Origin of the sequence: Amycolatopsis sp. 2-15, from assembly GCF_030285625.1 — a bacterium.
Lineage (GTDB): Bacteria > Actinomycetota > Actinomycetes > Mycobacteriales > Pseudonocardiaceae > Amycolatopsis > Amycolatopsis carbonis.
The window spans coordinates 2,591,332-2,614,430 of record NZ_CP127294.1 but is presented as its reverse complement, the minus strand read 5'-3'; the positions used below and the strand labels follow the sequence as shown (position 1 = coordinate 2,614,430).

Annotated in this window: 24 protein-coding genes; 13 read left to right on the top strand and 11 right to left on the bottom strand. The window is 70.7% G+C overall.

The window, feature by feature from the left end; translation table 11 throughout:
* Window positions 1-279: 279 nt before the first annotated feature.
* From QRX50_RS12735 to QRX50_RS12710, 6 genes are read right to left on the bottom strand one after another with little or no spacing between them, the layout of a single operon-like run.
* Window positions 280-978, bottom strand: coding sequence for an urease accessory protein UreD (locus tag QRX50_RS12735; protein WP_285972141.1), 699 nt, complete (start codon window positions 976-978; stop codon window positions 280-282).
* Window positions 975-1,688: an urease accessory protein UreG gene (gene ureG, locus QRX50_RS12730; RefSeq protein ID WP_285972140.1), complete on the bottom strand. Its 714-nt coding sequence runs from the start codon at window positions 1,686-1,688 to the stop codon at window positions 975-977. The genes QRX50_RS12735 and ureG overlap by 4 nt, the downstream gene beginning before the upstream one ends.
* The gene (locus QRX50_RS12725; RefSeq protein WP_285972139.1) at window positions 1,678-2,364 is read right to left on the bottom strand and encodes an urease accessory protein UreF; all 687 of its coding nucleotides are present in this window, start codon (window positions 2,362-2,364) and stop codon (window positions 1,678-1,680) included. The genes ureG and QRX50_RS12725 overlap by 11 nt, the downstream gene beginning before the upstream one ends.
* Entirely contained in the window at window positions 2,364-4,085 is a 1,722-nt protein-coding gene (locus tag QRX50_RS12720; RefSeq protein ID WP_285972138.1) for an urease subunit alpha, read from the bottom strand. The genes QRX50_RS12725 and QRX50_RS12720 overlap by 1 nt, the downstream gene beginning before the upstream one ends.
* A 2-nt stretch (window positions 4,086-4,087) precedes the next feature.
* On the bottom strand, window positions 4,088-4,408 hold the full coding sequence (locus QRX50_RS12715) for an urease subunit beta (RefSeq protein ID WP_285972137.1): 321 nt from the start codon (window positions 4,406-4,408) through the stop codon (window positions 4,088-4,090).
* Window positions 4,409-4,417: 9 nt separating this feature from the next.
* Window positions 4,418-4,720 carry an urease subunit gamma gene (locus tag QRX50_RS12710; RefSeq protein WP_285972136.1) on the bottom strand — a complete coding sequence of 101 codons (303 nt, stop codon included), beginning with the start codon at window positions 4,718-4,720 and terminating at the stop codon, window positions 4,418-4,420.
* Window positions 4,721-5,024: 304 nt separating this feature from the next.
* On the opposite strand from QRX50_RS12710, the gene QRX50_RS12705 reads away from it, so the two are divergent.
* Window positions 5,025-6,170 carry a citrate synthase 2 gene (locus tag QRX50_RS12705; protein WP_285972135.1) on the top strand — a complete coding sequence of 382 codons (1,146 nt, stop codon included), beginning with the start codon at window positions 5,025-5,027 and terminating at the stop codon, window positions 6,168-6,170.
* A 104-nt stretch (window positions 6,171-6,274) separates the two neighbouring features.
* On the opposite strand, the gene QRX50_RS12700 is transcribed toward QRX50_RS12705, so the two are convergent.
* Both QRX50_RS12700 and QRX50_RS12695 read right to left on the bottom strand, forming a co-directional pair.
* Entirely contained in the window at window positions 6,275-6,862 is a 588-nt protein-coding gene (locus QRX50_RS12700) for a TetR/AcrR family transcriptional regulator (protein WP_285974442.1), read from the bottom strand.
* Between the two features lie 14 nt (window positions 6,863-6,876).
* A complete protein-coding gene (locus QRX50_RS12695) occupies window positions 6,877-8,580 on the bottom strand; it encodes an SDR family oxidoreductase (RefSeq protein ID WP_285974441.1) in 1,704 nt (567 codons plus the stop codon).
* Between the two features lie 228 nt (window positions 8,581-8,808).
* On the opposite strand from QRX50_RS12695, the gene QRX50_RS12690 reads away from it, so the two are divergent.
* The 7 genes from QRX50_RS12690 to sepH all read left to right on the top strand — a co-directional run bounded on the left by QRX50_RS12690 (window position 8,809) and on the right by sepH (window position 15,987).
* The gene (locus tag QRX50_RS12690; protein WP_285972134.1) at window positions 8,809-9,648 is read left to right on the top strand and encodes an ABC transporter ATP-binding protein; all 840 of its coding nucleotides are present in this window, start codon (window positions 8,809-8,811) and stop codon (window positions 9,646-9,648) included.
* Complete coding sequence (locus tag QRX50_RS12685) at window positions 9,645-10,478, top strand: ABC transporter permease (protein WP_285972133.1); 834 nt, start codon at window positions 9,645-9,647, stop codon at window positions 10,476-10,478. The genes QRX50_RS12690 and QRX50_RS12685 overlap by 4 nt, the downstream gene beginning before the upstream one ends.
* The gene (locus QRX50_RS12680) at window positions 10,475-11,647 is read left to right on the top strand and encodes a sensor histidine kinase (RefSeq protein ID WP_285972132.1); all 1,173 of its coding nucleotides are present in this window, start codon (window positions 10,475-10,477) and stop codon (window positions 11,645-11,647) included. Before QRX50_RS12685 ends, QRX50_RS12680 begins: the two co-directional genes overlap by 4 nt.
* Window positions 11,644-12,267, top strand: a complete 624-nt coding sequence (locus QRX50_RS12675) for a response regulator (protein WP_220244584.1) — start codon at window positions 11,644-11,646, stop codon at window positions 12,265-12,267. Before QRX50_RS12680 ends, QRX50_RS12675 begins: the two co-directional genes overlap by 4 nt.
* Before the next feature lie 24 nt (window positions 12,268-12,291).
* Window positions 12,292-13,638, top strand: coding sequence for a serine hydrolase domain-containing protein (locus QRX50_RS12670; RefSeq protein ID WP_285972131.1), 1,347 nt, complete (start codon window positions 12,292-12,294; stop codon window positions 13,636-13,638).
* A 114-nt stretch (window positions 13,639-13,752) separates the two neighbouring features.
* Window positions 13,753-14,880, top strand: coding sequence for a phosphoserine transaminase (serC, locus tag QRX50_RS12665; RefSeq protein WP_285972130.1), 1,128 nt, complete (start codon window positions 13,753-13,755; stop codon window positions 14,878-14,880).
* A 258-nt stretch (window positions 14,881-15,138) separates the two neighbouring features.
* Window positions 15,139-15,987, top strand: a complete 849-nt coding sequence (gene sepH, locus QRX50_RS12660; protein ID WP_285972129.1) for a septation protein SepH — start codon at window positions 15,139-15,141, stop codon at window positions 15,985-15,987.
* On the opposite strand, the gene QRX50_RS12655 is transcribed toward sepH, so the two are convergent.
* The 3 genes from QRX50_RS12655 to QRX50_RS12645 form a co-directional block, all read right to left on the bottom strand.
* The gene (locus QRX50_RS12655) at window positions 15,984-16,340 is read right to left on the bottom strand and encodes an MmcQ/YjbR family DNA-binding protein (RefSeq protein WP_285972128.1); all 357 of its coding nucleotides are present in this window, start codon (window positions 16,338-16,340) and stop codon (window positions 15,984-15,986) included. The genes sepH and QRX50_RS12655 overlap by 4 nt on opposite strands.
* Before the next feature lie 18 nt (window positions 16,341-16,358).
* Window positions 16,359-16,949, bottom strand: coding sequence for a DUF2537 domain-containing protein (locus QRX50_RS12650; RefSeq protein WP_285974440.1), 591 nt, complete (start codon window positions 16,947-16,949; stop codon window positions 16,359-16,361).
* Between the two features lie 319 nt (window positions 16,950-17,268).
* Complete coding sequence (locus QRX50_RS12645) at window positions 17,269-18,072, bottom strand: TrmH family RNA methyltransferase (protein ID WP_285972127.1); 804 nt, start codon at window positions 18,070-18,072, stop codon at window positions 17,269-17,271.
* A gap of 226 nt (window positions 18,073-18,298) precedes the next feature.
* Between QRX50_RS12645 and QRX50_RS12640 the strand changes: the two genes are divergently transcribed.
* The 5 genes from QRX50_RS12640 to QRX50_RS12620 all read left to right on the top strand — a co-directional run bounded on the left by QRX50_RS12640 (window position 18,299) and on the right by QRX50_RS12620 (window position 22,962).
* Window positions 18,299-19,798 carry a glutamate-cysteine ligase family protein gene (locus QRX50_RS12640; protein WP_285972126.1) on the top strand — a complete coding sequence of 500 codons (1,500 nt, stop codon included), beginning with the start codon at window positions 18,299-18,301 and terminating at the stop codon, window positions 19,796-19,798.
* A gap of 63 nt (window positions 19,799-19,861) precedes the next feature.
* Complete coding sequence (locus QRX50_RS12635; protein ID WP_285972125.1) at window positions 19,862-20,479, top strand: TetR/AcrR family transcriptional regulator; 618 nt, start codon at window positions 19,862-19,864, stop codon at window positions 20,477-20,479.
* 67 nt (window positions 20,480-20,546) lie between these two features.
* Window positions 20,547-21,215, top strand: a complete 669-nt coding sequence (locus tag QRX50_RS12630) for a biliverdin-producing heme oxygenase (protein ID WP_285972124.1) — start codon at window positions 20,547-20,549, stop codon at window positions 21,213-21,215.
* Between the two features lie 209 nt (window positions 21,216-21,424).
* The gene (locus tag QRX50_RS12625; RefSeq protein WP_285972123.1) at window positions 21,425-22,048 is read left to right on the top strand and encodes a superoxide dismutase; all 624 of its coding nucleotides are present in this window, start codon (window positions 21,425-21,427) and stop codon (window positions 22,046-22,048) included.
* A gap of 101 nt (window positions 22,049-22,149) precedes the next feature.
* Entirely contained in the window at window positions 22,150-22,962 is an 813-nt protein-coding gene (locus QRX50_RS12620; protein ID WP_285972122.1) for an arylamine N-acetyltransferase family protein, read from the top strand.
* The last annotated feature ends 137 nt before the right edge of the window (window positions 22,963-23,099 follow it).

Here is a 23,099-nt window from a genome sequence, read left to right as displayed (position 1 = left end):
CACCGGCTCGCGCAGGCCCCACCCCAGGCGATCACCGAACGCTAAGTCGTTGCCACGCCTGGGAATCGTTCCTGCACCTCGCGCTTGAACACTGTTCTACACGGGGGCGTTACGGCGGCACGCGCCGATCCGCGGTCCGGCGTGCGCGACACCGCGCAGCCCTCGCCGCGCGCTCGGTACCGACGTGGACTGGCAGGGCTTCCCCTCGCTGGAACACCGTGTGGGCGTTCCCGGTCGACGTGCGCTGGCTGGGCACGAAGTTTTAGCAGCCCAAGCGTTTCAAGGCAACAGCGTCAAGGCAACCACGGCGTCTTCGGCCAGCGCCGTCGTGAGCGTGACCCCGGCGGCCGGCGAGGTGCACGCCCACCAGTCACCCGAAGCCGTGGGACGCGCGGGAAAACCCACTTCGAGGTCCGTCGCGAGCACCCGCTTGCCCGCCAGCACGGCCAGTCCGCCGTCCAGTGCGGGGTCGCCGATCGTCTGCGTCTGGCGCAGCAGGGGAACTCCGCCACGGATCACGTGCGTGGCCGTGGTGAGCCGGCCGGGCCGTTCGCCGGCGCGGCCCAATACCAGGACTTCCCGGGTGTGGAAACGGGAATTTTCCCCCAGCGCTGCGCGCAGCACGGCCGAGTGGTCCGCGCGGGCGGTGACGACCGTCGGTTCGGGCAGGTAGGTCAGCGAACCACCGTCGGCCACCTCGATGTCCACAGTGGACGAACTGCCACCACCGGAGGGCCCCGGCAACGCGAGCGTCGCCGCCACCCCGGACAGCCGCAGCGCCGCACCGGGTCCGACGCGGACGTCGAGCAGCAGCTCGTCACCACCCAGCGGCGCGGTGGCGGAGCCGACGAGGTGCACCACGGCTTCCCGACCGGTGCGGCGGCGCGGGAACAACGTCAGCGGCGCCATCGAGCGCAGCTCGCGCAGCACCGTCCGGCCGTCCTCCAAGCACGCGACCACCCGGGCGTGGGCCTTCACCCCGCGTGCACCGGCAGCACCGACCGCACCCACCGCGCGACGGCGGGCGCGTCCGGCGTGTCCACGAGCGACTGCGCGATGACCGGCAGCTCGCCGCGCATGCGGTGCGCGTCGGACGTCATCACGTCGAGGTCCGCGCCGACGAGGTGGGCGATGTCGATCTTGTTGATCACCAGCAGGTCGGCCGTCGTCACGCCGGGGCCGCCCTTGCGCGGCACCTTGTCACCGCCCGCGACGTCGACCACGAACACCTGGCTGTCGGCGAGGCCCCGGCTGAACACCGCGGTGAGGTTGTCGCCGCCGCTTTCGATGATGACCAGGTCCAGGCCGGGGAAGCGCTCCTCCAACTGCTCGACGGCGTCGAGGTTGGCGGTGATGTCGTCGCGGATCGCGGTGTGCGGGCAGGCGCCGGTCTGTACGGCCTCGATGCGCTCGGGCGCGAGCACGCCGGCCTTGCGCAGGAAGTCGGCGTCCTCGGTGGTGTAGATGTCGTTGGTGACCACGGCGAGGTTCAGCTCACCGCCGAGCGCTCGGCACAGCGCCGCGGTGAGCGCCGTCTTGCCGCTGCCGACGGGACCGCCGATGCCGATGCGGTAGGCGCGCCCAGCCGTCGGGGCGGGCTCGTAGTGGTCCGGTTCGGTCTCCGTGGGATCGAAACTGACCGGGTGGACGTGACCGTGCCCGTGGTGATGGCCGTGTTCAGCTGGCAAAGAGACGCACCTCTTCCTCGTGGTGCCGGGCGTGGGCCTCGGCGAACAGGTCCAGCGCGGGTGAGCCTGGCGCGGGCAGGTCCGCCGGGTCCAGCCCGGCGACGTCGGCGGCCGCACCGGCCACGGCGCGCACCTCGGCGCCGAGCCGGGCCACCACGGCGTTGACGGCGAACGGGTCGAGCCCCAGCAGCCGCACGGCCGCGCTCGCCGGCCCGCTCACGGCCAGGTAGGCCACGGCCGCCGCGGCCTCGGCCGGCTCGCCGCCGGCGATGCCCACCAGCGCGCCGCAGACGATCGGGTGGTGTGGCCGCGGCGTCTCGGCGAGCAGCGCGGTCAGCACCGGCGACGGCCACGCGACCGCCCCGGCCCGCGCGGTGCCACGGCCTTGGGCGCGCGACGCCACGCGCTGGGCCGGCGAGGGCGTGCGCGCGTCGAGTTCCAGATCGAGCTGCCGCCAGTGTCCACTGTGGACGAGACGACTGGCCGCGTGGGCCGAGGCCGCGGCGAAGGACGCGGCCAGCGCGCCGGCCGTGCGCAGACGACTGAGCAAGAAGCCCGGCAGGTCGGCCTCGGTCGTCACGAGCTTGCGGCTCACGGCTTCCTCGAGGCCGCCGGAATGCACGTGGCCGCCCCCGGGGAAGCGGGAGTCGGCGAGGATCAACACGGAGAGGTCCATCAGAACAAGAAGTACCGCTGGGCCATCGGCAGCTCCGTGACCGGCATCGGCTCGATCAGCTCGCCGTCCACGCGCACCGCGAAGCTGTCGGGCTCCACGCGCACGTCCGGGGTCGCGTCGTTGAGCACCATGTCCGCTTTGGTCCGCGTCCGCGTGTTCGCGACGGCGACCAGCGGCCGGTTGATGCCGAACGTCTCCGCGAGACCCGATTCGAGGGCTTCGGGCGCCACGAAATGCAGGCTCGACGCGGCGGCCACGCGCGGCACGGCACCGAACATCGGCCGTGCCAGCACCGGCTGCGGCGTCGGGATCGACGCGTTCGCGTCCCCCATCGCCGCCCACGCCGGGAAGCCTCCCTTGAGCACCACGTGCGGGCGCACGCCGAAGAACTTCGGTTCCCACAGCACGAGGTCCGCGAGCTTGCCGACCTCCACCGAGCCGATCTCGGCGTCCATGCCGTGGGCGATGGCGGGGTTGATCGTGTATTTGGCGACATAACGACGTGCGCGCAGGTTGTCGGCCGCGCCGTCGCCGGGCAGGGCGCCACGGCGGCGTTTCATCACGTGCGCGGTCTGCCAGGTGCGGATGATCACCTCGCCGATGCGGCCCATGGCCTGCGAGTCGGAGCTCATCATCGAGATGGCGCCGAGGTCGTGCAGCACGTCCTCGGCGGCGATGGTGCTCGGCCGGATCCGGCTCTCGGCGAACGCGAGGTCCTCGGGCACCGACGGATTGAGGTGGTGGCAGACCACCAGCATGTCGAGGTGCTCGTCGAGCGTGTTCACGGTGTGCGGGCGCGTCGGGTTGGTCGAGGACGGCAGGATGTGCGGCAGCGAGACGACCTGGATGATGTCCGGCGCGTGGCCGCCGCCGGCGCCTTCGGTGTGGTAGGCGTTGATCGAGCGGCCGCGGATCGCCTCCACAGTGGACTCGAGGAAGCCCGCCTCGTTGAGCGTGTCGGTGTGGATGGCCACCTGCACACCGGACTCGTCGGCCACGGTGAGGCACGCGTCGATGGCGGCGGGCGTGGTACCCCAGTCCTCGTGCAGTTTGAACCCGCCGGCGCCGGCGGCCAGCTGCTCGCGCAGGGCCTCGTGCCGGACGGTGTTCCCCTTGCCCAGCAGCAGGACGTTGACCGGGTAACCGTCCATTGCGGACAGCATGCGGCCGAGGTTCCACGCGCCGGGCGTGACGGTGGTGGCCTTGGTGCCCTCGTTCGGCCCGGTGCCGCCGCCGACGAGCGTGGTCAGGCCCGCGGCGAGCGCGGTGTCCACGAGCTGCGGGCAGACAAAATGCACGTGGCAGTCGATGCCGCCCGCGGTGAGGATCTTCCCGTTGCCCGACAAGACTTCCGTGGCCGGGCCGATCACGAGCGCCGGGTCGACGCCGTCCATCGTGTCGGGGTTGCCGGCCTTGCCGATGCCGACGATCCGCCCGTCGCGCACGCCGACGTCGGCCTTCACCACACCCCAGTGGTCGAGGATCACGACACCGGTGATGACCAGGTCGGGGGCACCTTCCGCGCGCGTGACCAGCCCCTGGCCCATCGACTCGCGGATGACCTTGCCGCCGCCGAAGAGCACCTCGTCGCCGGAACCCGACGGGCCCATCGACCGGTCTTCGGTCACCTCGATGAGCAGGTCCGTGTCGGCCAGCCGGATCCGATCACCGGTGGTGGGGCCGAACAATTCCGCATAACGCTCGCGATCGATTTGCGGCATTCTCAGAACTCCCCTGTGCCACTGGAAAGCCGAAATTCGGACCGCAGCCCCGGCACCCGCCGGTTTCCCCGCAGCGGAACAAGGTCGACTTCCCGCTCGACCCCCGGCTCGAACCGCACCGACGTCCCGGCCGGCACGTCGAGCCGGTGCCCCCGCGCGGCTTCGCGGTCGAACTCCAGACCCGGGTTCACCGCCGCGAAGTGGTAGTGCGACCCGACCTGCACGGGCCGGTCACCGAGATTGCGCACGCGCAACCGCACCCGCTCCCGTCCGGGGTTCAGCTCCACGGGCTCGTCGCCGGGAATGATCTCGCCTGGCCGCACTCGTTTCTCCTAGACGATCGGGTCGTGCACGGTGACGAGCTTCGTCCCGTCCGGAAAAGTGGCCTCCACCTGCACGGAGTCGACCATTTCGGGCACTCCGGAGAGCACCTGCGCACGCGAGAGCACGCTGCGGCCACTCGATGCGAGCTCGCTCACCGAAAGCCCGTCGCGCGCGCCTTCGAGCACGTGGTCGGTGATCAGCGCGACGGCCTCGGGGTAGTTCAGCAGCACGCCGCGCTCGAGCCGGCGGCGCGCGACGTCGGCGGCGACGTGGACCAGCAGCTTGTCGCGTTCCTGCGGGCTCAGGTGCATGCGACAGGTTGTATCACCGGCCCGCCGCGTCGCCGGGTTCGGAAACACAGGATTTACCTCCGGTACACCGGACGTCTTCGGCCTCGGTCACCGCCCGTTGCCGAAGAACTTGCCGCCAGACGCCTTCCTGGACTGAATCGTTCTCGGAATCGTGACCGAAACCACCACATCTTTCATTGCCCACGGCTCGGCGAAGGAGCAAGGTTTGTCCAACCGTGCGATGAGGCGCGCCGAGGTTGCGTGTATCCCGTCAGCGCGAGTGGTCAGACAAAGCCGGGGAAATGCGCATCGAAAGGTTCGCGAAGTGACTACCTCCACCATCAAGCAGACGAACTCCGACCAGGCCGACGACGGCTTCCGCCCCGGCCTCGAAGGCGTGGTGGCGTTCCGTACCGAAATCGCCGAACCCGACCGGGACGGCGGCGCGCTGCGGTACCGCGGTGTCGACATCGAGGACCTCGCCGGCACGGTGAGCTTCGGGGACGTGTGGGGCCTGCTCGTCGACGGCCGGTTCGGCAACGGGCTCCCGCCCGCCGAGCCGTTCCCGCTTCCGGTTCACACGGGCGACGTACGCGTAGACGTGCAGGCGGCCCTGCCGATGCTCGCGCCGATCTGGGGTTACGAACCTCTGCTCGACATCACCGACGAGCAGGCCCGCGACCAACTCGCGCGCGCCTCGGTGATGGCGCTGTCCTACATCGCGCAGTCGGCCCGCGGCATTTCCCAGCCGGCCGTGCCGGAGTCGAAGGTCGACGAGGCCTCGACGATCACCGAGCGCTTCATGGTGCGCTGGCGCGGCGAGCCGGACCCGGCCCACGTGAAGGCGCTCGACGCCTACTGGGTCTCCGCCGCCGAGCACGGCCTCAACGCGTCGACCTTCACCGCGCGAGTGATCGCCTCGACCGGTGCCGACGTGGCCGCCGCGCTCTCGGGCGCCATCGGCGCGATGTCGGGCCCGCTGCACGGTGGCGCGCCCGCGCGCGTGCTGCCGATGATCGAAGAGGTCGAGCGGACCGGTGACGCCACCGGTCTGGTCAAGGGCATCCTCGACCGCAAGGAGCGCCTGATGGGCTTCGGCCACCGCGTGTACCGCGCGGAGGACCCGCGCGCCCGCGTGCTGCGCCGCACCTGCCAGGAGCTCGGCTCCGAGCGCTACGAGGTCGCCGCGGCGCTGGAGCAGGCCGCGCTGTCCGAGCTGCGCGAGCGCCGCCCGGACCACCCGATCGAGACCAACGTGGAGTTCTGGGCCGCCGTGATCCTGGACTTCGCGAAGGTGCCGCCGGCCATGATGCCCGCGATGTTCTCCTCCGCGCGCACCGCCGGCTGGGCGGCGCACATCCTGGAGCAGAAGCAGACCGGCCGCCTCGTGCGCCCGTCGGCGAAGTACGTGGGCCCGGAGCCCCGCAAGCCCGAGGACGTCGAGGGCTGGGAAACCGTCACCAAGCACTGACCCGCACCCCGGCCAAAGCACCCCAATGTGGCGTTCGGTGCACCCAACGCACCCAATGTGGCGTTCGGTGCGTTGAACGCAACCAACGCCGCATTGGGGTGCGGTCAGCGGCGGGCGCGGGCGGGGTCGTGGGCGGCGGTCGTGGTGAGCATGGCCGTGAGCTGGTCGACGAGCCAGCCGTCGAGGATTTCGCGGGGCACGTTGCGGTCCTGCAGCCACGAGAGCAGCGCGCCCTCGACCACGGCCGTCCAGCACCGCAGGGTGAGCAGCACGAGCGGCGACGGCTCGGCGAGGCCCAGCGCGTCGAGGATCAGCTCCACCGACCGGTTGCGCACCTCGTCGATGGCCGCGTCCGTCTCCGACGTCGCGATCACGGAACCGCTGCGCAGCAAGGCGACGTAGCCCGCGCGGTAGTGATCGGCCACGTCGATGAGCCCCCGCACGGCCGTGCGCAGCCGGTCTTCGGGCGGCCCCTGTTCCAGGTGCGCGAGGCCGTCGACGAGGCCGTCGGTGACCGTGCGCAACGCCTCGACCTGCAGCTCGCGCAGGCTCGGGAAGTAGCGGTAGAACAGCGGCCGCGACACCTCGGCGCGCGCGACGATGTCGTCCACCGTCACCAGCTCCGGCGCGCGGCTGCCGAACAGGTCCAGCGCGGCGGCGATCAGGTCGTCGCGCCGGGCCTGCGGGGTCATCCGGCGCGGGCGGCTCACGGGGTGACGTCCAGCTTCGCCGCCGCGCGCAGCAGGCCGGGCGTCAGCCGCGAGAGGACCAGCGCGACCTTCGCCTCCGGCGTCGACGGCTGGATCGCACGGTCGCGCTCGACGGCCCGCAGGATGTCGCGCGCCACTTTCTCCGGGCCGAAGCCGCGCCGCGCGTAGAGCTTCGTCGACGCCTTCTGCCGTCGCGCTTCCTCGTCCGGTGCGACGCCGACGAATCGCGTGGTGCTGGTGATGTTGGTGTTCACCAGCCCCGGACAGATCGCCGTGACACCGATGCCGGCGCCCGCCAGCTCCGCGCGCAGCCCGACGCTCAGCGCGAGCACCGCGGCCTTCGTCGTGCCGTACGCCGTGAGGACCTTCGACGGCAGATACGCGGCGGCGGACGCGAGGTTCACGATCTGCCCGCCCTCGGCGCGCTCGACCATCATCGGCGCGAACGCGCGGCACCCGTGGATCACGCCCCACAGGTTCACGTCCACGACCTTCTCCCAATCGGCCAGCGACGTGTCGAGGAACGGCCCGGACATCCCGATGCCGGCGTTGTTCACCACGATGTCGGGCACGCCGAACTCCGCGCGCACCTGCTCGGCGAACCGGGCCACGGCGTCGCTGTCGGCGGCGTCCACTGTGTACTCACCGGCCCCGACTCCCTTGTCCCGCACCAGCTTCGCCGTCTCCGTCGCCGCGGCCGGGTCCAGATCGGTGACCACCACGTCGGCACCCTCATCGGCGAACGCCAGAGCGGTCGCGCGCCCGATGCCACTGCCGGCCCCGGTGACGACCACGAGCCGGTTCGGGAACCGGCCGCGCTCGGCACCACCGACGCGAGCACGCTTCAGCGCCCGGCTCTCCTCTCCGCCCTCGACGTGGTCAATCAGCTCGGCGGTCGCGGCGGCGACGACACCGGGATCGCTGCGGGTGATCCAGTGCGAGCCGACGAGCCGGCGCACCCGCAGGTCCGGCACCCAGCGCTCGATCTCCGTCTGCAGCGGAGTGGTCACGTAGGCGTCGCCGGTCGGCGCCAGCACTTGCACCGGCACGTCGGCGGTCCGCGGCACCGGCCGCGAAAGGCGCGAGCCGATGTTCGCGCGGTAGAGCTCCAGCCCGTTCAGGCCGTCGGCGGTCGCGGGCGTGGCTTCGGCGGGCTCCAGGCGGCGCATGAGCGCGCGCATCAGCCCGGTGCGCCAGAACAGTTCCGGCACGAGCGGGAGCTGGAACAGCAGGATGTAGTACGAGTGCAGGAATTGCCTCAGCGCGCGCGGCAGCCCCGACGGCCGCCGTAGCTGCGCGCGGAACCACGCGCCGGCGTGATCGAGGCTCGGGCCGGAGATCGAGGTGTACGACGCGATCCGCCCGCGCAGCTCGTCGCCGGTGACCGCGTGCCAGGTCTGGATCGAACCCCAGTCGTGGGCGAGCAGGTGGACCTTGCCGGTCGGCTGCACCGCGTCGACCACCGCGGCGAGGTCCGCGGCGAGCTGGTCGAGGCGGTACGCGCTGCGCTCGCGGGGCTTGTCCGACTCGCCCGCGCCGCGTACGTCGTAGACCACGACGCGGTGGCGGCGGCCGAGCTCGGCGGCCACGCCGTCCCACATCGAGCCGTTGTCCGGGTAGCCGTGCACGAGCACGACCGTGGGTCCGTCCGCGACGCCGGTCACGCGCACCGAGAGGCGGACACCGTCACTGGCGGTCACCTGCTTGTGAGACATTCTGTCATGTTAGACAATCTGTCAATAGAGGCGGTTCACCTCGGCGGCGGTTGCCGTCTGCCGGGCGTTCGTGCAGTGGGGGATTTTCGGGGTTCGCAACGGCGTTTTCGCTGGTTCCACGGGAAACACCGGCCGTGTCCACCGTTCGGTGGACAGCCGGATTCCACTGGCCGGACGTCCCGCGACGACGGTGCGTGGCCGCAGGATCAAGTCATGACCACAGCAGTGAGGGTGCGCGGACTGCGCAAGGAGTACCCCGGCCACGTCGCCGTGGGTGGACTCGACCTCGACATCCACCACGGCGAGGTGTTCGCGCTTCTGGGGCCCAACGGCGCGGGCAAGACCACGACCGTCGAGATTCTCGAAGGACACCGGCAGCGCACGTCCGGCGAAGCCGACGTGCTCGGCGAAGACCCCGGTAAGGCCGGCCGCGCGTGGCGCTCCCGGCTCGGCATCGTGCTGCAGACAGCGACCGACGCGGCCGAGTTGACCGTCACGGAAACCGTGCGGCACTTCGCGAAGTACTACCCCAAGCCGCGAGACCCGGAGGCGGTGATCGACCAGGTCGGCCTCACGGAGAAGGCCGGCGCCCGCGTGAAGTCGCTTTCGGGCGGGCAGCGCCGCCGCGTCGACGTGGCGCTCGGCATCATCGGCCGGCCCGAACTGCTCTTCCTCGACGAGCCCACCACGGGTTTCGACCCCGAAGCGCGGCGGCAGTTCTGGGGCCTGATCGAAGGTCTCGCGAAGGAGGGCACCACGATCCTGCTGACCTCGCACTACCTCGACGAGGTGGAAGCGCTGGCCGACCGGCTCGTGGTGATCGCGAACGGCACGGTGGTCGCGGAGGGGACTCCCGAAACGCTCGGGGGCCGCGGCCAGGCCGAGGCGATCGTGCGGTGGAGTGACGAAACCGGGGAGCACGAGGAACGCACCGCGTACCCGACGAAACTCGTCACGCAGGTGTCCGGCGGGACGAGGGAGCTCGCCGGCCTCACCGTGACGCGCCCCAGCCTGGAGGACATCTACCTTGAACTGATCGGGGAGAACCTGTGACCACCGCCGTCAAATCGCCGACCCGGCCGGCCTTGCCGGGCACCTTCACGCTCGGCGCCGCCCGCGGCAGCTTCGAGCTGCGGCAGTTCTTCCGCAACAAGGAGCAGGTGGTCTTCACCTTCTCCCTGCCCGCGGTGCTGATGATCCTGCTCGGGTCCATTCTGGACGGTCCGACCGGACAGGCCGGCGTGTCGTCCGGCCAGTTGCTCGCCGCGAGCATGATCGGCGCCGGCATCGTGTCGACGTCGTTCAACAGCGTCGGCATCGGGATCGCCGCCGACCGCGAGGTGGGTGCGCTCAAGCGCCTGCGCGGCACGCCGATGCCGGCCGCGTCGTACTTCATCGGCAAGATGATCATGGTGCTCGTCACGAGCGTCGCCCAGACGGTGATCATGTCCGCGGTCGCGATGCTCCTGTTCGGGCTGAAGCTGCCCACCGACGGCGAGAAGGGGGCCACGCTGGTGTGGGTGATGCTGCTGGGCGTGATCTCCTCGACGCTGCTCGGCATCTCGATCAGCTCGCTCACCCGCACCGCCAACGGCACCGTGGCCGTGGTGCAATTGGTCTACCTCGTGCTGCAGTTCATCTCGGGTGTGTTCGTCACGCCGATCACGCACCTGCCGAAGATCATGGTCGACATCGCGTCCTTCTTCCCGCTGAAATGGATCTGCCAGGGTTTCCGGTCGGTGTTCCTGCCGGAGGCGGCCGCGAGTCAGGAGATGGCGGGGACATGGGAACTTCCGACGGTGGCACTGGTGCTCGGCGCCTGGTGCGTGGTGGGGCTCGTGCTCGCGCGGCTCACGTTCCGGTGGACGAACGAGCCCCGGTGAGTTCGCTCGACGACGCCTGGGAGCGCTCGTACTGGGTCTGGGAGGTGCTGTTCGCGGTCGTCTACGTGGCGACCGCCCTCCTGGTCCTGTTCGACGACGTCTCCCTCGCGGAGAAGGTGGTCGCGGAGACGGCGCTCGCGGCGTTGCTCATCGGCTTCTTCGTGGCCGGGCGCCGGATCGTGCGCACCGACGACAACCCGGTGCCCCGCACTGTCGCGACGGGCGTGCTGGTGGTGCTCGTGGCCACGGCGATCTTCTCCGACACCACTGCCTCGTTCATCCTCTTCATGGCGTGCCCGATGCTGTTCATGCTGCAGGAGATCCGCCCGGGCATCGTGCTCACGACGGCGCTGATCCTGCTGGACCCGGTGGCCGCCGTCGTCCGGAGCGGCTGGGAGAACCCGAGCCTGCCCATCCTGCTGCCGATGACCGCGATCCTCGTGGTGTTCAGCGTGCTCGCGGGGAAGTTCACCACCGACGTCATCAAGCAGAGCGCCGCGCGCGCCGAGCTCATCCGGCAGCTGGAAGACAGCCAGGCCGAGGTCTCGCGGCTCTCGCGCGAAGCCGGCACTGCCGCCGAACGCGAACGCCTGGCGCGCGAGATCCACGACACGCTGGCGCAGGGGTTCACCAGCATCGTCACGCTCACGCAGGCCATCGAGTCCGAACTGGACACCGACGTCGCCGCGGCCCGCCGGCACCTCGCCCTGGCGTCGACCACAGCTCGCGAGAACCTCGCCGAGGCCCGCGCGATGGTGGCCGCGCTCGCGCCTTCGGACCTCACGGCCGGCACGCTCACCGAGGCGGTGCGCCGCGCGGCCGAGCGCCTCGCCGACGAGGCCGGCCTGCGCGTCGAGTACGAAGTGGACGATGCCCTGCCGCCGCTGGCCACGGCCACCGAGGTCGTGCTGCTGCGCGGCGCGCAGGAGGCACTCGCCAACGTCCGCAAGCATTCGGGCGCGGAGTCCGTGCTCGTGCGGCTGTCCGCTGTGGACGGAACGGTACGGTTGCGCGTGCGCGACGACGGCTGTGGCTTCTCGCCGGACGCGCCCACCGAGGGGTTCGGCCTGCGCGGCATGCGCTCGCGCGTCGAGCAGGTGGGCGGCCGGCTGAGCCTGCGCGGTGACGCGAGTGGCGGGACCGAACTGGAGCTGGAGGTGCCCGCGTGATCACGATCATGCTGGTCGACGACCACCCCGTGGTGCGCGAAGGCCTGCGCGGGATGCTCGAGGCCGAGGCCGACCTGACTGTCGTCGGCGAAGCGGGTTCGGGCCACGAGGCCATCGCGCTCGACCGCGTGAAGCAACCCGACGTGGTGCTGATGGACCTGCGCATGCCCGGCCTCGACGGCGTCGGCGCGATCCGCGGCATCCTCAAGGAGACGCCGAAGCGGCGGATCGTCGTGCTCACCACGTACGAGACCGACGCCGACATCCTGCGGGCCGTCGAAGCCGGCGCCGCGGGTTACCTGCTCAAGGACGCGTCCCGCGCCGAGCTGGCCGGCGCGATCCGGGCGGCGGCGCGCGGCGAGACCGTACTGGCGCCGTCGGTCGCGGGCAAGCTCGTGAACCGCGTGCGCAACCCGGAACCCGCGTCGCCGCTGTCGGCGCGCGAAGTCGAGGTGCTGCGGCTCGTCGCGAAGGGACTGACGAACGCCGAAATCGGGCGCTCGCTGCACATCGGCGAGGCGACGGTGAAAACGCACCTGCTGCGCGTGTTCGGCAAGCTCGGCGTGTCGGACCGCACCGCGGCCGTGACCACGGCGCTGGACCGGCAGCTACTGGGCTGAGCCGCGCGGGGCAGAATGGCGCGCATGCTCGCTTCCACCGAACTCGCCCTGTACCGCCGGCTCGCGCGGGAGCAGGCGTCCTCCCGCACGCCGTCCCTCGTCGCCGCCGTGGTGCGCGACGGGAACCTCGTGTGGTCCGGCGCGCGCGGCCGCGTCGGCTCCGCGCGTCCCGACGACGACACGCAGTACCGCCTGGGCTCGATCACCAAAACGATGATCGCCACGGCCGTGCTGCGCCTGCGTGACGAGGGCCGACTGGAGCTCACCGACCCGATCGAGAAGCACCTGCCCGGCACCGCGTTCGCCACGGCGACGGTGGCGCAGCTGCTCTCGCACACCTCCGGCCTCACGTCGGAGTCTCCGGGCCTGTGGTGGGAGCGCACACCGGGCGCCGACTGGGCCGCGCTCGTGGCGAGCCTCGACAAGGACGCGACGAAACTGCGTCCGGGCTTCAAGTTCCACTACTCCAACGTCGGCTTCGGCGTGCTGGGCGAGCTCGTGGCGCGCCTGCGCGGGAAGCCGTGGTTCGACGTCGTGCGCGAGGAGATCCTCACCCCGCTGGGCATGACCCGCACGACGCCGCACCCCCAGGGCGCGCACGCCGAGGGCTTCGCCGTGCACCCGTTCGCCGACGTCCTGCTGCCCGAGCCCTCGCCCGACGCCGGCGCGATGGCCCCGGCCGGCCAGCTCTGGTCGACGGTCAAGGACCTGGGCCGCTGGACGTCGTTCCTCGGTGGCCACACCGGTGGGGTGCTGAGTGAGGACACCGTCGCCGAGATGCGCACGATGAACACCGTCGACGACACCGAGGTCTGGACCACGGGCTTCGGCCTCGGTGTGATGGTGGTGCGCTACGAGGGCCGCCACCTCGCGGGCCACACCGGCTCGATGCCGGGCTTCCTCGCCGCGTCGCTCGTCGACCCGGCCACCGGCACCGGCGCGCTGTGCCTGACCAACGCGACCGCGGGCGTCGGCATCACGCAGCTCGCGCTCGACCTGCTCACGATGACCGACGAGCTGGAACCCGCGCTGCCCGACGAGTGGGAGCCGTCCACTGTGGACCCGTCGCTACTCGCGCTCACCGGCCTGTGGCACTGGGGCCCGACGCCGTACCACCTGCGCGTGCTGGGCTCCGACCTGATCTCGCTCGAGCCCACGAGCGGCGCCGGGCGCGCTTCCCGGTTCCACGCCACCGGCCCGGACACCTGGCTCGGCCTCGACGGGTACTACACCGGCGAGACCCTCACCGTCGGCCGCGACGCGTCGGGCACGGCCAACCACCTCGACCTCGCGACGTTCATCTTCACCCGCACCCCGTACGACCCCGCCGCGCCGATTCCGGGCGGTGTCGACGAGAACGGGTGGCGCTGAGTCTTTCGGCCAGGGTGTCCCGTTCGCCGGGAGAGGCCGGGGTGTCCGATTCCACATGCCGGACACCTCCCCACCGCATTGAGCAGGCGCATCCCGACCTGAGAGACTGCCCACATGACCGATGCAGCGGAGTTGAGCATCCCCGAAGACCTCAAGCCGGCCGATGGGCGCTTCGGTTGCGGACCGTCCAAGGTCCGTGACGAGCAGCTCGCCAAGCTGGCTGAGTCCGGCCACACCTACCTCGGCACGTCGCACCGCCAGAAGCCGGTGAAGTCGCTGGTCGGGCGCGTGCGCGCGGGGCTGTCCGAGCTGTTCTCCCTGCCGGAGGGCTACGAGGTCATCCTCGGCAACGGCGGCACCACCGCGTTCTGGGACGCCGCCGCGTTCGGGCTCGTGCGCGAGCGCGCACAGCACTTCACCTACGGCGAGTTCTCCTCGAAGTTCGCGAGCGTCACGAACAAGGCGCCGTTCCTCGCCGACTCGATCATCGTGAAGGCGGACGCGGGCAGCGCGCCCGACATCGCGTACGAAACCGGTGCCGACCTCGTCGGCTGGGCGCACAACGAAACCTCGACCGGTGTCGCGGTGCCGGTCCGACGCCCGGCGGGCAGTGACGGCGCACTCGTGGCGATCGACGCGACGTCCGGTGCCGGTGGCCTGCCCGTCAAGGCCGAAGACTTCGACGTCTACTACTTCGCGCCGCAGAAGTCCTTCGCGTCCGACGGTGGCCTGTGGATCGCCCTCGCCTCGCCGGCCGCGGTCGAGCGCATCGGCGAGCTGGGCGACGGCGACCGCTGGATCCCCGAGTTCCTGTCGCTCACCACGGCGCTGGACAACTCGCGCAAGGACCAGACGTACAACACCCCGGCCGTGGCCACGCTCTTCCTGCTCGCCGACCAGATCGAATGGATGAACGGCCAGGGCGGGCTCGCCTGGACGACCGCGCGCACGCAGGACTCGTCGAACCGGCTGTACGAGTGGGCCGAGAAGACCTCCTACACCACCCCGTTCGTGAAGGACCCGGACCTGCGCTCGCAGGTCGTCGGCACCGTCGACTTCGCCGATGAGGTCGACGCCGCCGCCGTGGCCAAGGTGCTGCGCGCCAACGGCATCGTCGACACCGAGCCGTACCGCAAGCTGGGCCGCAACCAGCTGCGCATCGGCCTGTTCCCCGCCATCGACCCCGACGACATCACGAAGCTCACGCAGAGCATCGAGTACGTCGTCGAGCGGCTGGGCTGAGTTCTCGTTCGCCGACGGGCCCCTCTCACTCCGGGAGGGGCCCGTCGTGCGTAGGGCGACGAACACGGAACACCACTCATTCGTGACGGAACGTGGTCGGCGTGTCCCACGGGTTCCCGGTGAGCGGGCCCGGGAGGATGACGCAGACCGTCTCCAAAAAGGTGACGGATGGGTGATGCATCGGCGCGCCTCGCGCGTCAAGTCGACGCGCCGTTCTAACGTGAGCACCCACAAAGGTGAAGATCGGGGAGGCGAGAAATGCGGGCGCTACGGGTGGTCGGGCTGCACGAGGATGGCAAGTCCATCGTGCTCGAGGACCCGGCGAGCCGTACCCGCTTCCTGCTCCCGGCCGACGAGACACTGCGAGCGGCAGCGAGGGGGGACATCGCCCGGCTGGGCCAGATCGAGATCGAGTTGGAGAGCCAGATGCGGCCACGCGAGATCCAGGCGCGAATCCGCGCCGGCGAGTCCGTCGAACAGGTCGCGAGCGGCGCCGGCGTCTCGGCGCAGCGCGTCGAGCGCTACGCCTACCCCGTGCTGCTGGAGCGATCGCGCACGGCCGACCTCGCCCAGAGCGCCCACCCGGTCCGCGAAGACGGCCCCGACGTGCAGACGCTCGGTGAGGTGATCGCGTACGCGTTCGGCGTCCGCGGCCACGACTACAGCCAGGCCCGGTGGGACTCCTGGCGCGGCGACGACGGCAAGTGGGTCGTCGTGCTGCAGTGGAAGGCCGGGCGCTCCGACAACCGCGCCCACTGGTCCTTCTCGCCCGGCGCCCACGGCGGCACCGTGCACGCCCTCGACGAGAACGCCGAGGTGCTGCTCAACCCCAACTCCTACCGCCCGCCGCGTACGGTCCGCGCCATGGACCCGGCGCGCGACGCTGTCGTGCAGCCGACGCTGGACTCGGCCGAGGACGAGCGGCTCGCCATCGAGGCGCCGGCCGACCCGCACGAGGAGGACGACGACACCCGGGAGATCCCGCGCGTCCCGTCCGACGACGAGGCCGCCGACGACGACCAGCCGCGCGCGAAGCCCAAGAAGAACCACCCCATCGTGCCTTCGTGGGAAGACGTCCTGCTGGGCGTGCGTTCGCAGCGCGGCTAGTTCTCGAGCAGCACGGCCAGCGACTTCGGCGCGACCAGCCGGTAGGCGTCACGCACGATGTGGTCGATCTCGCCCCAGTCGACGTCCACGTCGAGGCGCACGCCGAGCCAGCCGCGGTGCCCGACGTAGGGCGGGCGGAAGAAACGTTCCGGCTCGGTGCGCACGAGGCCCTCCTGCGCACCGGGCGGCGCCGGGCACCAGAAGGCCAGGCGCCGGTCGTCGTGGTGGTGGTTCGCGAACATCACGAACGTCTTCTTTCCGCGCACGAACCACGTCGGCTCGCCGTGGCTGAGCCGTTCGGTGGCCTCGGGCAGCGCGAGGCACAGCTTGCGCAACTCGTCGAGGGGTGCCATCGGGCCAGTATCGGCCGGTCAGAGCACGATCGCCAGCACACCCAGCCACGCGACGACGACCCCGGCGCCCGCGCCATAGACCGCCCACCGCACGATCGGCAGCCGCCGCCCGAGCCACAGCGACGGCCCGATCCCGGCGGTCACCACGACCGACGCCACCAGCGCGAGCCACACGCTCGTCTCGCGCGCGAGGGTGCCCGCCAACGCGAGCATCGCCACGGCCACGAGCACCGCGGCGAACGCGGACACCGTCAGCCCGGTCAGCCACGGCGTCGGCTCGGTCGCGGCTCCAGGCACCCCACGCCGCCGCGCCACCACGCGCGCGGGCGGCTCGATCACCGTCTCGACGCCGGACACCGGATCCACGAACCGCACCGTCGTCCCCATCACCGTCGCCAGCCGCCCGGCCAGCTGCCGGCCCCGCTGCGACACGACCGAAGTGGCGACCTCCGCGTCGCCCTGCGACACCGCCGACGCGACGCGCGCCCACTCGTGCAGCGCCTGCGCCAGGTCCGCCCCGATCGCCAACCGCCGCGGGTCGACTTCGCGCGCACCCTCGCCACCCGGGCCGGCGAGCACCGCGCGCTCGCCCCGGATCCGCAGCTCCACTGACGTCCTCCTGCTGGGCATTCCCACCTCCAGGCGCCTGTCGCCGAACGCGACTGCGCCTGCCCGCAGCAGCGTAAGCCCCGCGAGCCGCTCACCGGGACCGGCACCCGGCGCGGGGAGCGAACGGATCAGAGCCGCACGTCGAGCAGCTCCGCCACCGCCACCCGAATGTCGATCACCGCGCGAAAATAACCGCGCGGCCCCGCCGGTGCCAACGGTCGCCGCGCGGCCGGGGCCCGACGGGCCACCGTCGTTGACCGATCGACATCTTCGCCTGTGGTTACCGGCGCGGAATGGGTATCCCGGAAAGGTGAGCACCTCAACGCGTGGCAGCGACCTCGTGGAACGCGACCGCGGCGGCGGTGGCGACGTTCAGCGAGTCGACGCCCGCCACCATCTCGATGCGCACGGCCAGATCCGCGGCCGTGATCGCCTCGGCGGTGAGCCCGGGGCCTTCGGCGCCGAGCATCAGCGCCACGCGCTCGCCCACCTTCTCGCGCAGTCCGCGCAGCGGAACGGAACCCGGCCGCGGTGTGAGCGCCGCCACGGTGAAACCGCTCTCCCGCAAGAGGTTCAGGCCCTCGGGCCACCCGTCCAGCGGAGCGAACGGCACGCGGAGCACGTGGCCCATCGACACGCGCACGCTGCGCCGGTACAGCGGATCCGAGCAGCCCGGCCCCAGCAGCACGCCGTCGACACCGAGCGCGGACGCGTTGCGGAAGATCGAACCGAGGTTCTCGTGGTCGCCGACGCCTTCGAGCACGGCGAGCACCTGCGCGCCGGCGATGATCTCCGAAACCACGGGCGGCGCCGGGCGATCGGCCACCGCCAGCACGCCGCGGTTGAGGTGGAACCCCACCACGGAAGCCATCGTTTCCGCCGAGGTCACGTACGCGGGTGCGTCGACGCCGGAAAGGTCCAGGTCACGCACCCGCCGTTCCACGCCGAGCAGCGCCCGCACGGGGTACCGCGAAGCGAGCATCCGCTCGACCACCACGGTGCCTTCCGCGATCACGAGTCCCCGCCCACCGGGACGGTCCGGCCGCCGGTCCGCAGTGGACAAGTCGCGGAAATCGTCGAGCCGGGGATCTTCCGGATCCTCGGTGAAGATCAGTTCAGCCACACCGCACAGTGTGACATCCGCGTGCCGGGACCCCACTCGGTACAAAGCTGGTCCGAACGACCGGAGAACTCTGGTACGAATGGGCCATTTTTGCGCACGGTCAACCCCCCGTGACGGAGAGCACCAGTTTGGCCGCTAGCCCGGATGCGCCGCACTGTGCGACGGTGGGCGGCCTGGCAGTCCCCGCCCGGACACCTGCGGACAGCAGCCAAGGAGCGCGTCAGACATGGGTACCGATCTTTCGGCGAAACCGTTCGACCAGCTGGACCGAGGACGGTACCGCCGCAAGGTCCAACGCTGCCTCGACACGCTCGCGCGGATGCTCACCGACGGCAGCTTTTCCTTTCCCCGCAAGAACATCGGGCTCGAAGTGGAGCTCAACCTGGTCGACGGCCAACTGCGCCCGTCGATGACCAACACGGCGGTGCTGGAAGCGCTCGACGACCCGTCGTTCACCACCGAACTCGGGCAGCACAACCTCGAGCTGAACGTGCCGCCGCGCCCGCTCGCCGGCGATTCGGCTCTGCAGCTGGAAGACGATCTGCGCGCATACCTCGGCAAGGCGTCCGCCAAGGCCGCCGACGCCGGTTCGACGCTCGCGATGATCGGGATCCTGCCGACACTGCGTCAAGAACACTTCGACCAGAAATGGCTCACCAACAACGCGCGGTATTCGTCGCTGAACGACCAGATCTTCGCCGCGCGCGGTGAGCGAATCGCGCTTTCCATGGACGGCGCGGCGCTCCCGGGCGAACAGCCGGAAAGGCTGCGCAGTTTCGCGGAATCCATCCTGCCGGAAGCCGCGTGCACGTCCGTTCAGCTGCATCTTCAGGTGGCGCCCGAGGAATTCGCCGCGCACTGGAACGCCGCGCAGTGCCTCGCCGGCGTGCAGACGGCGCTGGCCGCCAACTCACCCTTCCTGCTCGGCAAGGCGTTGTGGCACGAGACGCGCATCCCGCTGTTCCAGCAGGCCACCGACACGCGCCCGGAAGAGCTGAAGAACCAGGGCGTGCGCCCGCGGGTGTGGTTCGGCGAGCGGTGGATCACGTCGATCTTCGACCTGTTCGAGGAGAACGTGCGGTACTTCCCGGGCCTGCTGCCGCAGACCGACACGGAAGACCCGCTCGAGACGCTGGAGTCGGGCCAGGCGCCGAAGCTCACCGAGCTGCGCATGCACAACGGCACGATCTGGCGCTGGAACCGGCCGGTGTACGACGTCGTCGACGGCCTGCCGCACCTGCGCGTGGAGAACCGCGTGCTGCCCGCCGGGCCCACGGTCGTGGACATCGTGGCCAACGCCGCGTTCTTCTACGGCGCCCAGCGCGCGCTGGCGGAGCAGGAACGCCCGGTGTGGACGCAGATGTCGTTCCAGGCCGCGGAGGAGAACCTCTACGCGGGCGCGCGCAAGGGCTTCGAGGCGCAGCTCTACTGGCCGGGCATCGGCTGGATCCCGCCCGACGAGCTGGCGCTGCGCGTGCTGCTGCCGCTCGCCCACGAGGGCCTGCGCCGCTCCGGCGTGTCCGACGAGGCCCGCGTGAAGTACCTCGGCGTGATCGAACGGCGCTGCCTCGCCCGGCGCAGTGGCGCCACCTGGCAGCGCGACTTCGTGCTGCGCGCGCAGGACCGCGGCGCGGACCGCGAGACGGCGCTCAACCTCATGCTGGGCCGCTACCTCGAGCTCTCGGCCGCCGGCGAACCCGTGCACACCTGGTCGCTCACCGACTGAGTACGAGCCCCCGTTCGGCCTTATGGTGGCTGGAGCAGGTCTCAGGCAGGCAGGGGAACAACGGTGCCGAAGGTACTCGGCGGCTCGCTCGAAGCGCACCGGCGCGAGGTCCGCGCGCGGGTGTTCGAGGTGCTGCGCGCGCAGCTCTACGAGCGCGGCTTCGACGCGATCACGCTCGCCGGCGTCGCTGCGGAGGCCGGGCTGGGCCGCACCGCGCTGTACAACCACTTCCCCGACAAGGAAAGCCTGCTCGTCGCGTTCGTCGAGGACGAGGCGGCGCGCTACGTCGACCGGCTGCGCGCGGCCGTGGAGGCCGAGACGGACCCGATCGCGCAGCTGGCGACGTTCGTCCGGCTGCAGCTGCGCGTGCTCGCCGAGCACCACCTGCCGCCCGGCGGCGCGCTGGAGTCGGCGCTCGCGCCCGCGGCCTACCGGCGCATCAGCGCCCACGCCGACCCGATCACCGGGCAGCTGCGGGCCGTACTGCTCGCCGGCGTCGACGCGGGCAGCTGGCCCGCGCAGGACGTGGACGTGGTGGTCCCCATGATCACCGCGGCGCTCGGCACGCGGCAGGTGATCGACGTGCCCGCCGAGCGGCTGGCCGGCGTGATCGAGGCGGCCGTGCGGTTCGTGCTGCAGGCCGTCGGTTCGAGTGAACTTCCGGATCCCCGTCCGATTTAGGGTAGCCTAAGTCCCGATCTTGGCTTACCCTCTTTCTGACAGCGTGTCAGAAAGAGGGAGGGCCGCCATGTCGGTGACCACTGAGCTCGAAGCCCGGCCGTTCTCCGGACAGCTGCGGGAGTCGACCAGGGGCGTGCACGACCGGGCCAACCACTCCACGTACATGAACGCGCTGCTCGGCGGCGAGCTCTCACTGGCGGGCTACACGCAGCTCGCGATCCAGTACTACTTCATTTACCAGGCCATCGAGCGCGTCAGCGACACGATGACCGGCGACGCCGTGGGCCGCGAGTTCGTGTTCGACGAGCTGCGCCGGCTGCCCGCGCTCGAGCGCGACCTCGCGGGCCTCGTCGGCCCGGCCTGGCGCACCGAGATCCGGCCGCTCGCCAGCACGGAGGCGTACGCCGCGCGCATCACCCAGGCGTCGGCGTGGGCCGGCGGGTACGTGGCGCACCACTACACGCGCTACCTGGGCGACATCGCGGGCGGCCAGGTCATCCGGCGGCTGCTGGAGAAGAACTTCGACCTCACCGAGGCGGGTTCGCTGTTCTACCACTTCGACGAGATCGGCAGCGCGCCCGCGTTCCGCGACCGCTACCGCGGGAAGCTCGACGCCGCGCCGTGGGACGAAGCCGCCCGCGCCCAGGTGATCAACGAGACACTGGTCGCCTTCGAACACAACGTCGCCGTGTTCGACGAGCTGGCGCTGAACTTGGACCGCTACCGGATCGCCTGACCGTCACCCGGATGAGGCTGATCACAAGAAGTTGACCTCCAGTTTGGTGGAGGTACAAGGCTCGGTTTCGCACGGTGCCCACCCGGGTACGCAGTGGCCGAACGAGGTGCCCACCCTGCGGACCGCAGACCGCCCCCGGTCGCCACGAACGCGGGTGTGCTACTAGGTTCGGTAAGAGAAAGCTTGTGTCGAAGACAGAAGGAGGGCCAATGGCCCGGTACGTGCTGCCCGATCTCGACTACGACTACAGCGCGCTCGCGCCGCACATCTCGGCGCAGATCAACGAGCTGCACCACAGCAAGCACCACGCGACCTACGTCAAGGGCGCGAACGACACGCTCGACAAGATCGCCGAGGCGCGCGAAGCCGGCGACTTCGCCAACATCGTCGGTCTCGAGACCACGCTGGCCTTCAACCTGGCCGGCCACGCGAACCACGTCGTCTGGTGGAAGATCCTCTCCCCGGAAGGCGGCGACAAGCCGACCGGCGAGCTGGCCGCGGCGATCGACGAGGCGTTCGGCTCCTTCGACAAGTTCAAGGCGCAGTTCACCGCCGTCTCCACCACGATCCAGGGCAACGGCTGGGGCGCGCTCTCCTGGGACCCGATCGGCAAGACGCTGATCACCCAGCAGCTGCGCGACCACCACAACAACCTGATCCTGCCGACCACGCCGATCCTGCTGGTCGACGTGTGGGAGCACGCGTTCTACCTGGACTACAAGAACGTGAAGCCGGACTACGTCAAGGCCCTGTGGAACATCTTCAACTGGGCTGAGATCAGCAAGCGCTTCGACAACGCCGTCGCCGGCGGCAACGGCCTGCTGCTCGGCTGAGCCTGCCGTTTTTCCACAAAAGCGGGGTTCTCCTTCACGGAGGGCCCCGTTTTTTGTTTCGCGCTTGACTTCGAGTGCACTCCAGGTGTGAGGCTGGGGTCATGGACGTCGACGCCTACCTCGCCCACCTCGACCTCGCGTTGCCCACCAAGGCCGACCTCGCGGCCCTGCGGCAGCTGCAGGAACGCCACCTCGAACGCGTGCCGTTCGAGAACCTGAGCGTGCACCTCGGTGAACCGATCGAGCTGACCGAGGAAGCGCTGTTCGACAAGATCGTGCGCCGCCGGCGCGGAGGGTTTTGCTACGAGCTCAACGGCCTCTTCTCGGCCTTGCTGCGCGAGCTCGGCTTCGACGCCGCATTGCGCGGCGCCCAGGTTTTCAACGACGAAGGCGTGCCCGGGCCGCCGCTGGACCACGCCGCCGTGGTCGTGCAGCTCGACGGCGATCAGTGGCTGGTGGACGTCGGCTTCGGCCGGTTCAGCCGGGGCCCGCTGCGCCTGTCGGCCGTGGAAGTCCAGTCCGATCGCGACGGTGAGTTCCTCTTCCTGGACGCGGCGTTCGGCGACGTGGACGTGCTGATGGACGGCAAGCCCGTCTACCGCCTGGAGCAGCGCACGCGGCCACTCACGGACTTCGTGCCGATGGCGTGGTGGCAGTCGACGTCGCCGCTGTCGGGCTTCACCGGGCGGCTCACGTGCTCCCGCCCGACGTCGCAGGGTCGCGTGACGCTGTCGGGCCACCGGCTGATCGAGACGGTCGACGGCGTGCGCCACGAGGTGCTGCTGCCCGACGACAACGCCGTCCACACCGCGTACCGCGTGTACTTCGGCATCACACTCGCGCGGCTGCCGACCCCACCAGGTGAGCACCCCTTGACGGAGCACGCGGCCGACCCGACCATGACCCCGTCATGAGCCGGTGAAGGACGCTTTGCCCGAGACCTCGTTAATGAACGGAGCCCCGCTCCTGGGGTTCCCAGGTGCGGGGCTCCGTCCGTTCCCGAACTGACTGCCGCTCCCACCACGAAGCGGACGTGTATGAGGTTAGCCTA

Bases quoted from the DNA above. Each gene is read 5' to 3' on its own strand.
- QRX50_RS12725 (WP_285972139.1), bottom strand. From the start codon at position 2,364: ATGGACCTCTCCGTGTTGATCCTCGCCGACTCCCGCTTCCCCGGGGGC.
- QRX50_RS12720 (WP_285972138.1), bottom strand. From the start codon at position 4,085: ATGCCGCAAATCGATCGCGAGCGTTATGCGGAATTGTTCGGCCCCACC.
- QRX50_RS12710 (WP_285972136.1), bottom strand. From the start codon at position 4,720: ATGCACCTGAGCCCGCAGGAACGCGACAAGCTGCTGGTCCACGTCGCC.
- QRX50_RS12700 (WP_285974442.1), bottom strand. From the start codon at position 6,862: ATGACCCCGCAGGCCCGGCGCGACGACCTGATCGCCGCCGCGCTGGAC.
- QRX50_RS12690 (WP_285972134.1), top strand. From the start codon at position 8,809: ATGACCACAGCAGTGAGGGTGCGCGGACTGCGCAAGGAGTACCCCGGC.
- QRX50_RS12670 (WP_285972131.1), top strand. From the start codon at position 12,292: ATGCTCGCTTCCACCGAACTCGCCCTGTACCGCCGGCTCGCGCGGGAG.
- serC (WP_285972130.1), top strand. From the start codon at position 13,753: ATGACCGATGCAGCGGAGTTGAGCATCCCCGAAGACCTCAAGCCGGCC.
- sepH (WP_285972129.1), top strand. From the start codon at position 15,139: ATGCGGGCGCTACGGGTGGTCGGGCTGCACGAGGATGGCAAGTCCATC.
- QRX50_RS12655 (WP_285972128.1), bottom strand. From the start codon at position 16,340: ATGGCACCCCTCGACGAGTTGCGCAAGCTGTGCCTCGCGCTGCCCGAG.
- QRX50_RS12640 (WP_285972126.1), top strand. From the start codon at position 18,299: ATGGGTACCGATCTTTCGGCGAAACCGTTCGACCAGCTGGACCGAGGA.
- QRX50_RS12630 (WP_285972124.1), top strand. From the start codon at position 20,547: ATGTCGGTGACCACTGAGCTCGAAGCCCGGCCGTTCTCCGGACAGCTG.
- QRX50_RS12625 (WP_285972123.1), top strand. From the start codon at position 21,425: ATGGCCCGGTACGTGCTGCCCGATCTCGACTACGACTACAGCGCGCTC.
- QRX50_RS12620 (WP_285972122.1), top strand. From the start codon at position 22,150: ATGGACGTCGACGCCTACCTCGCCCACCTCGACCTCGCGTTGCCCACC.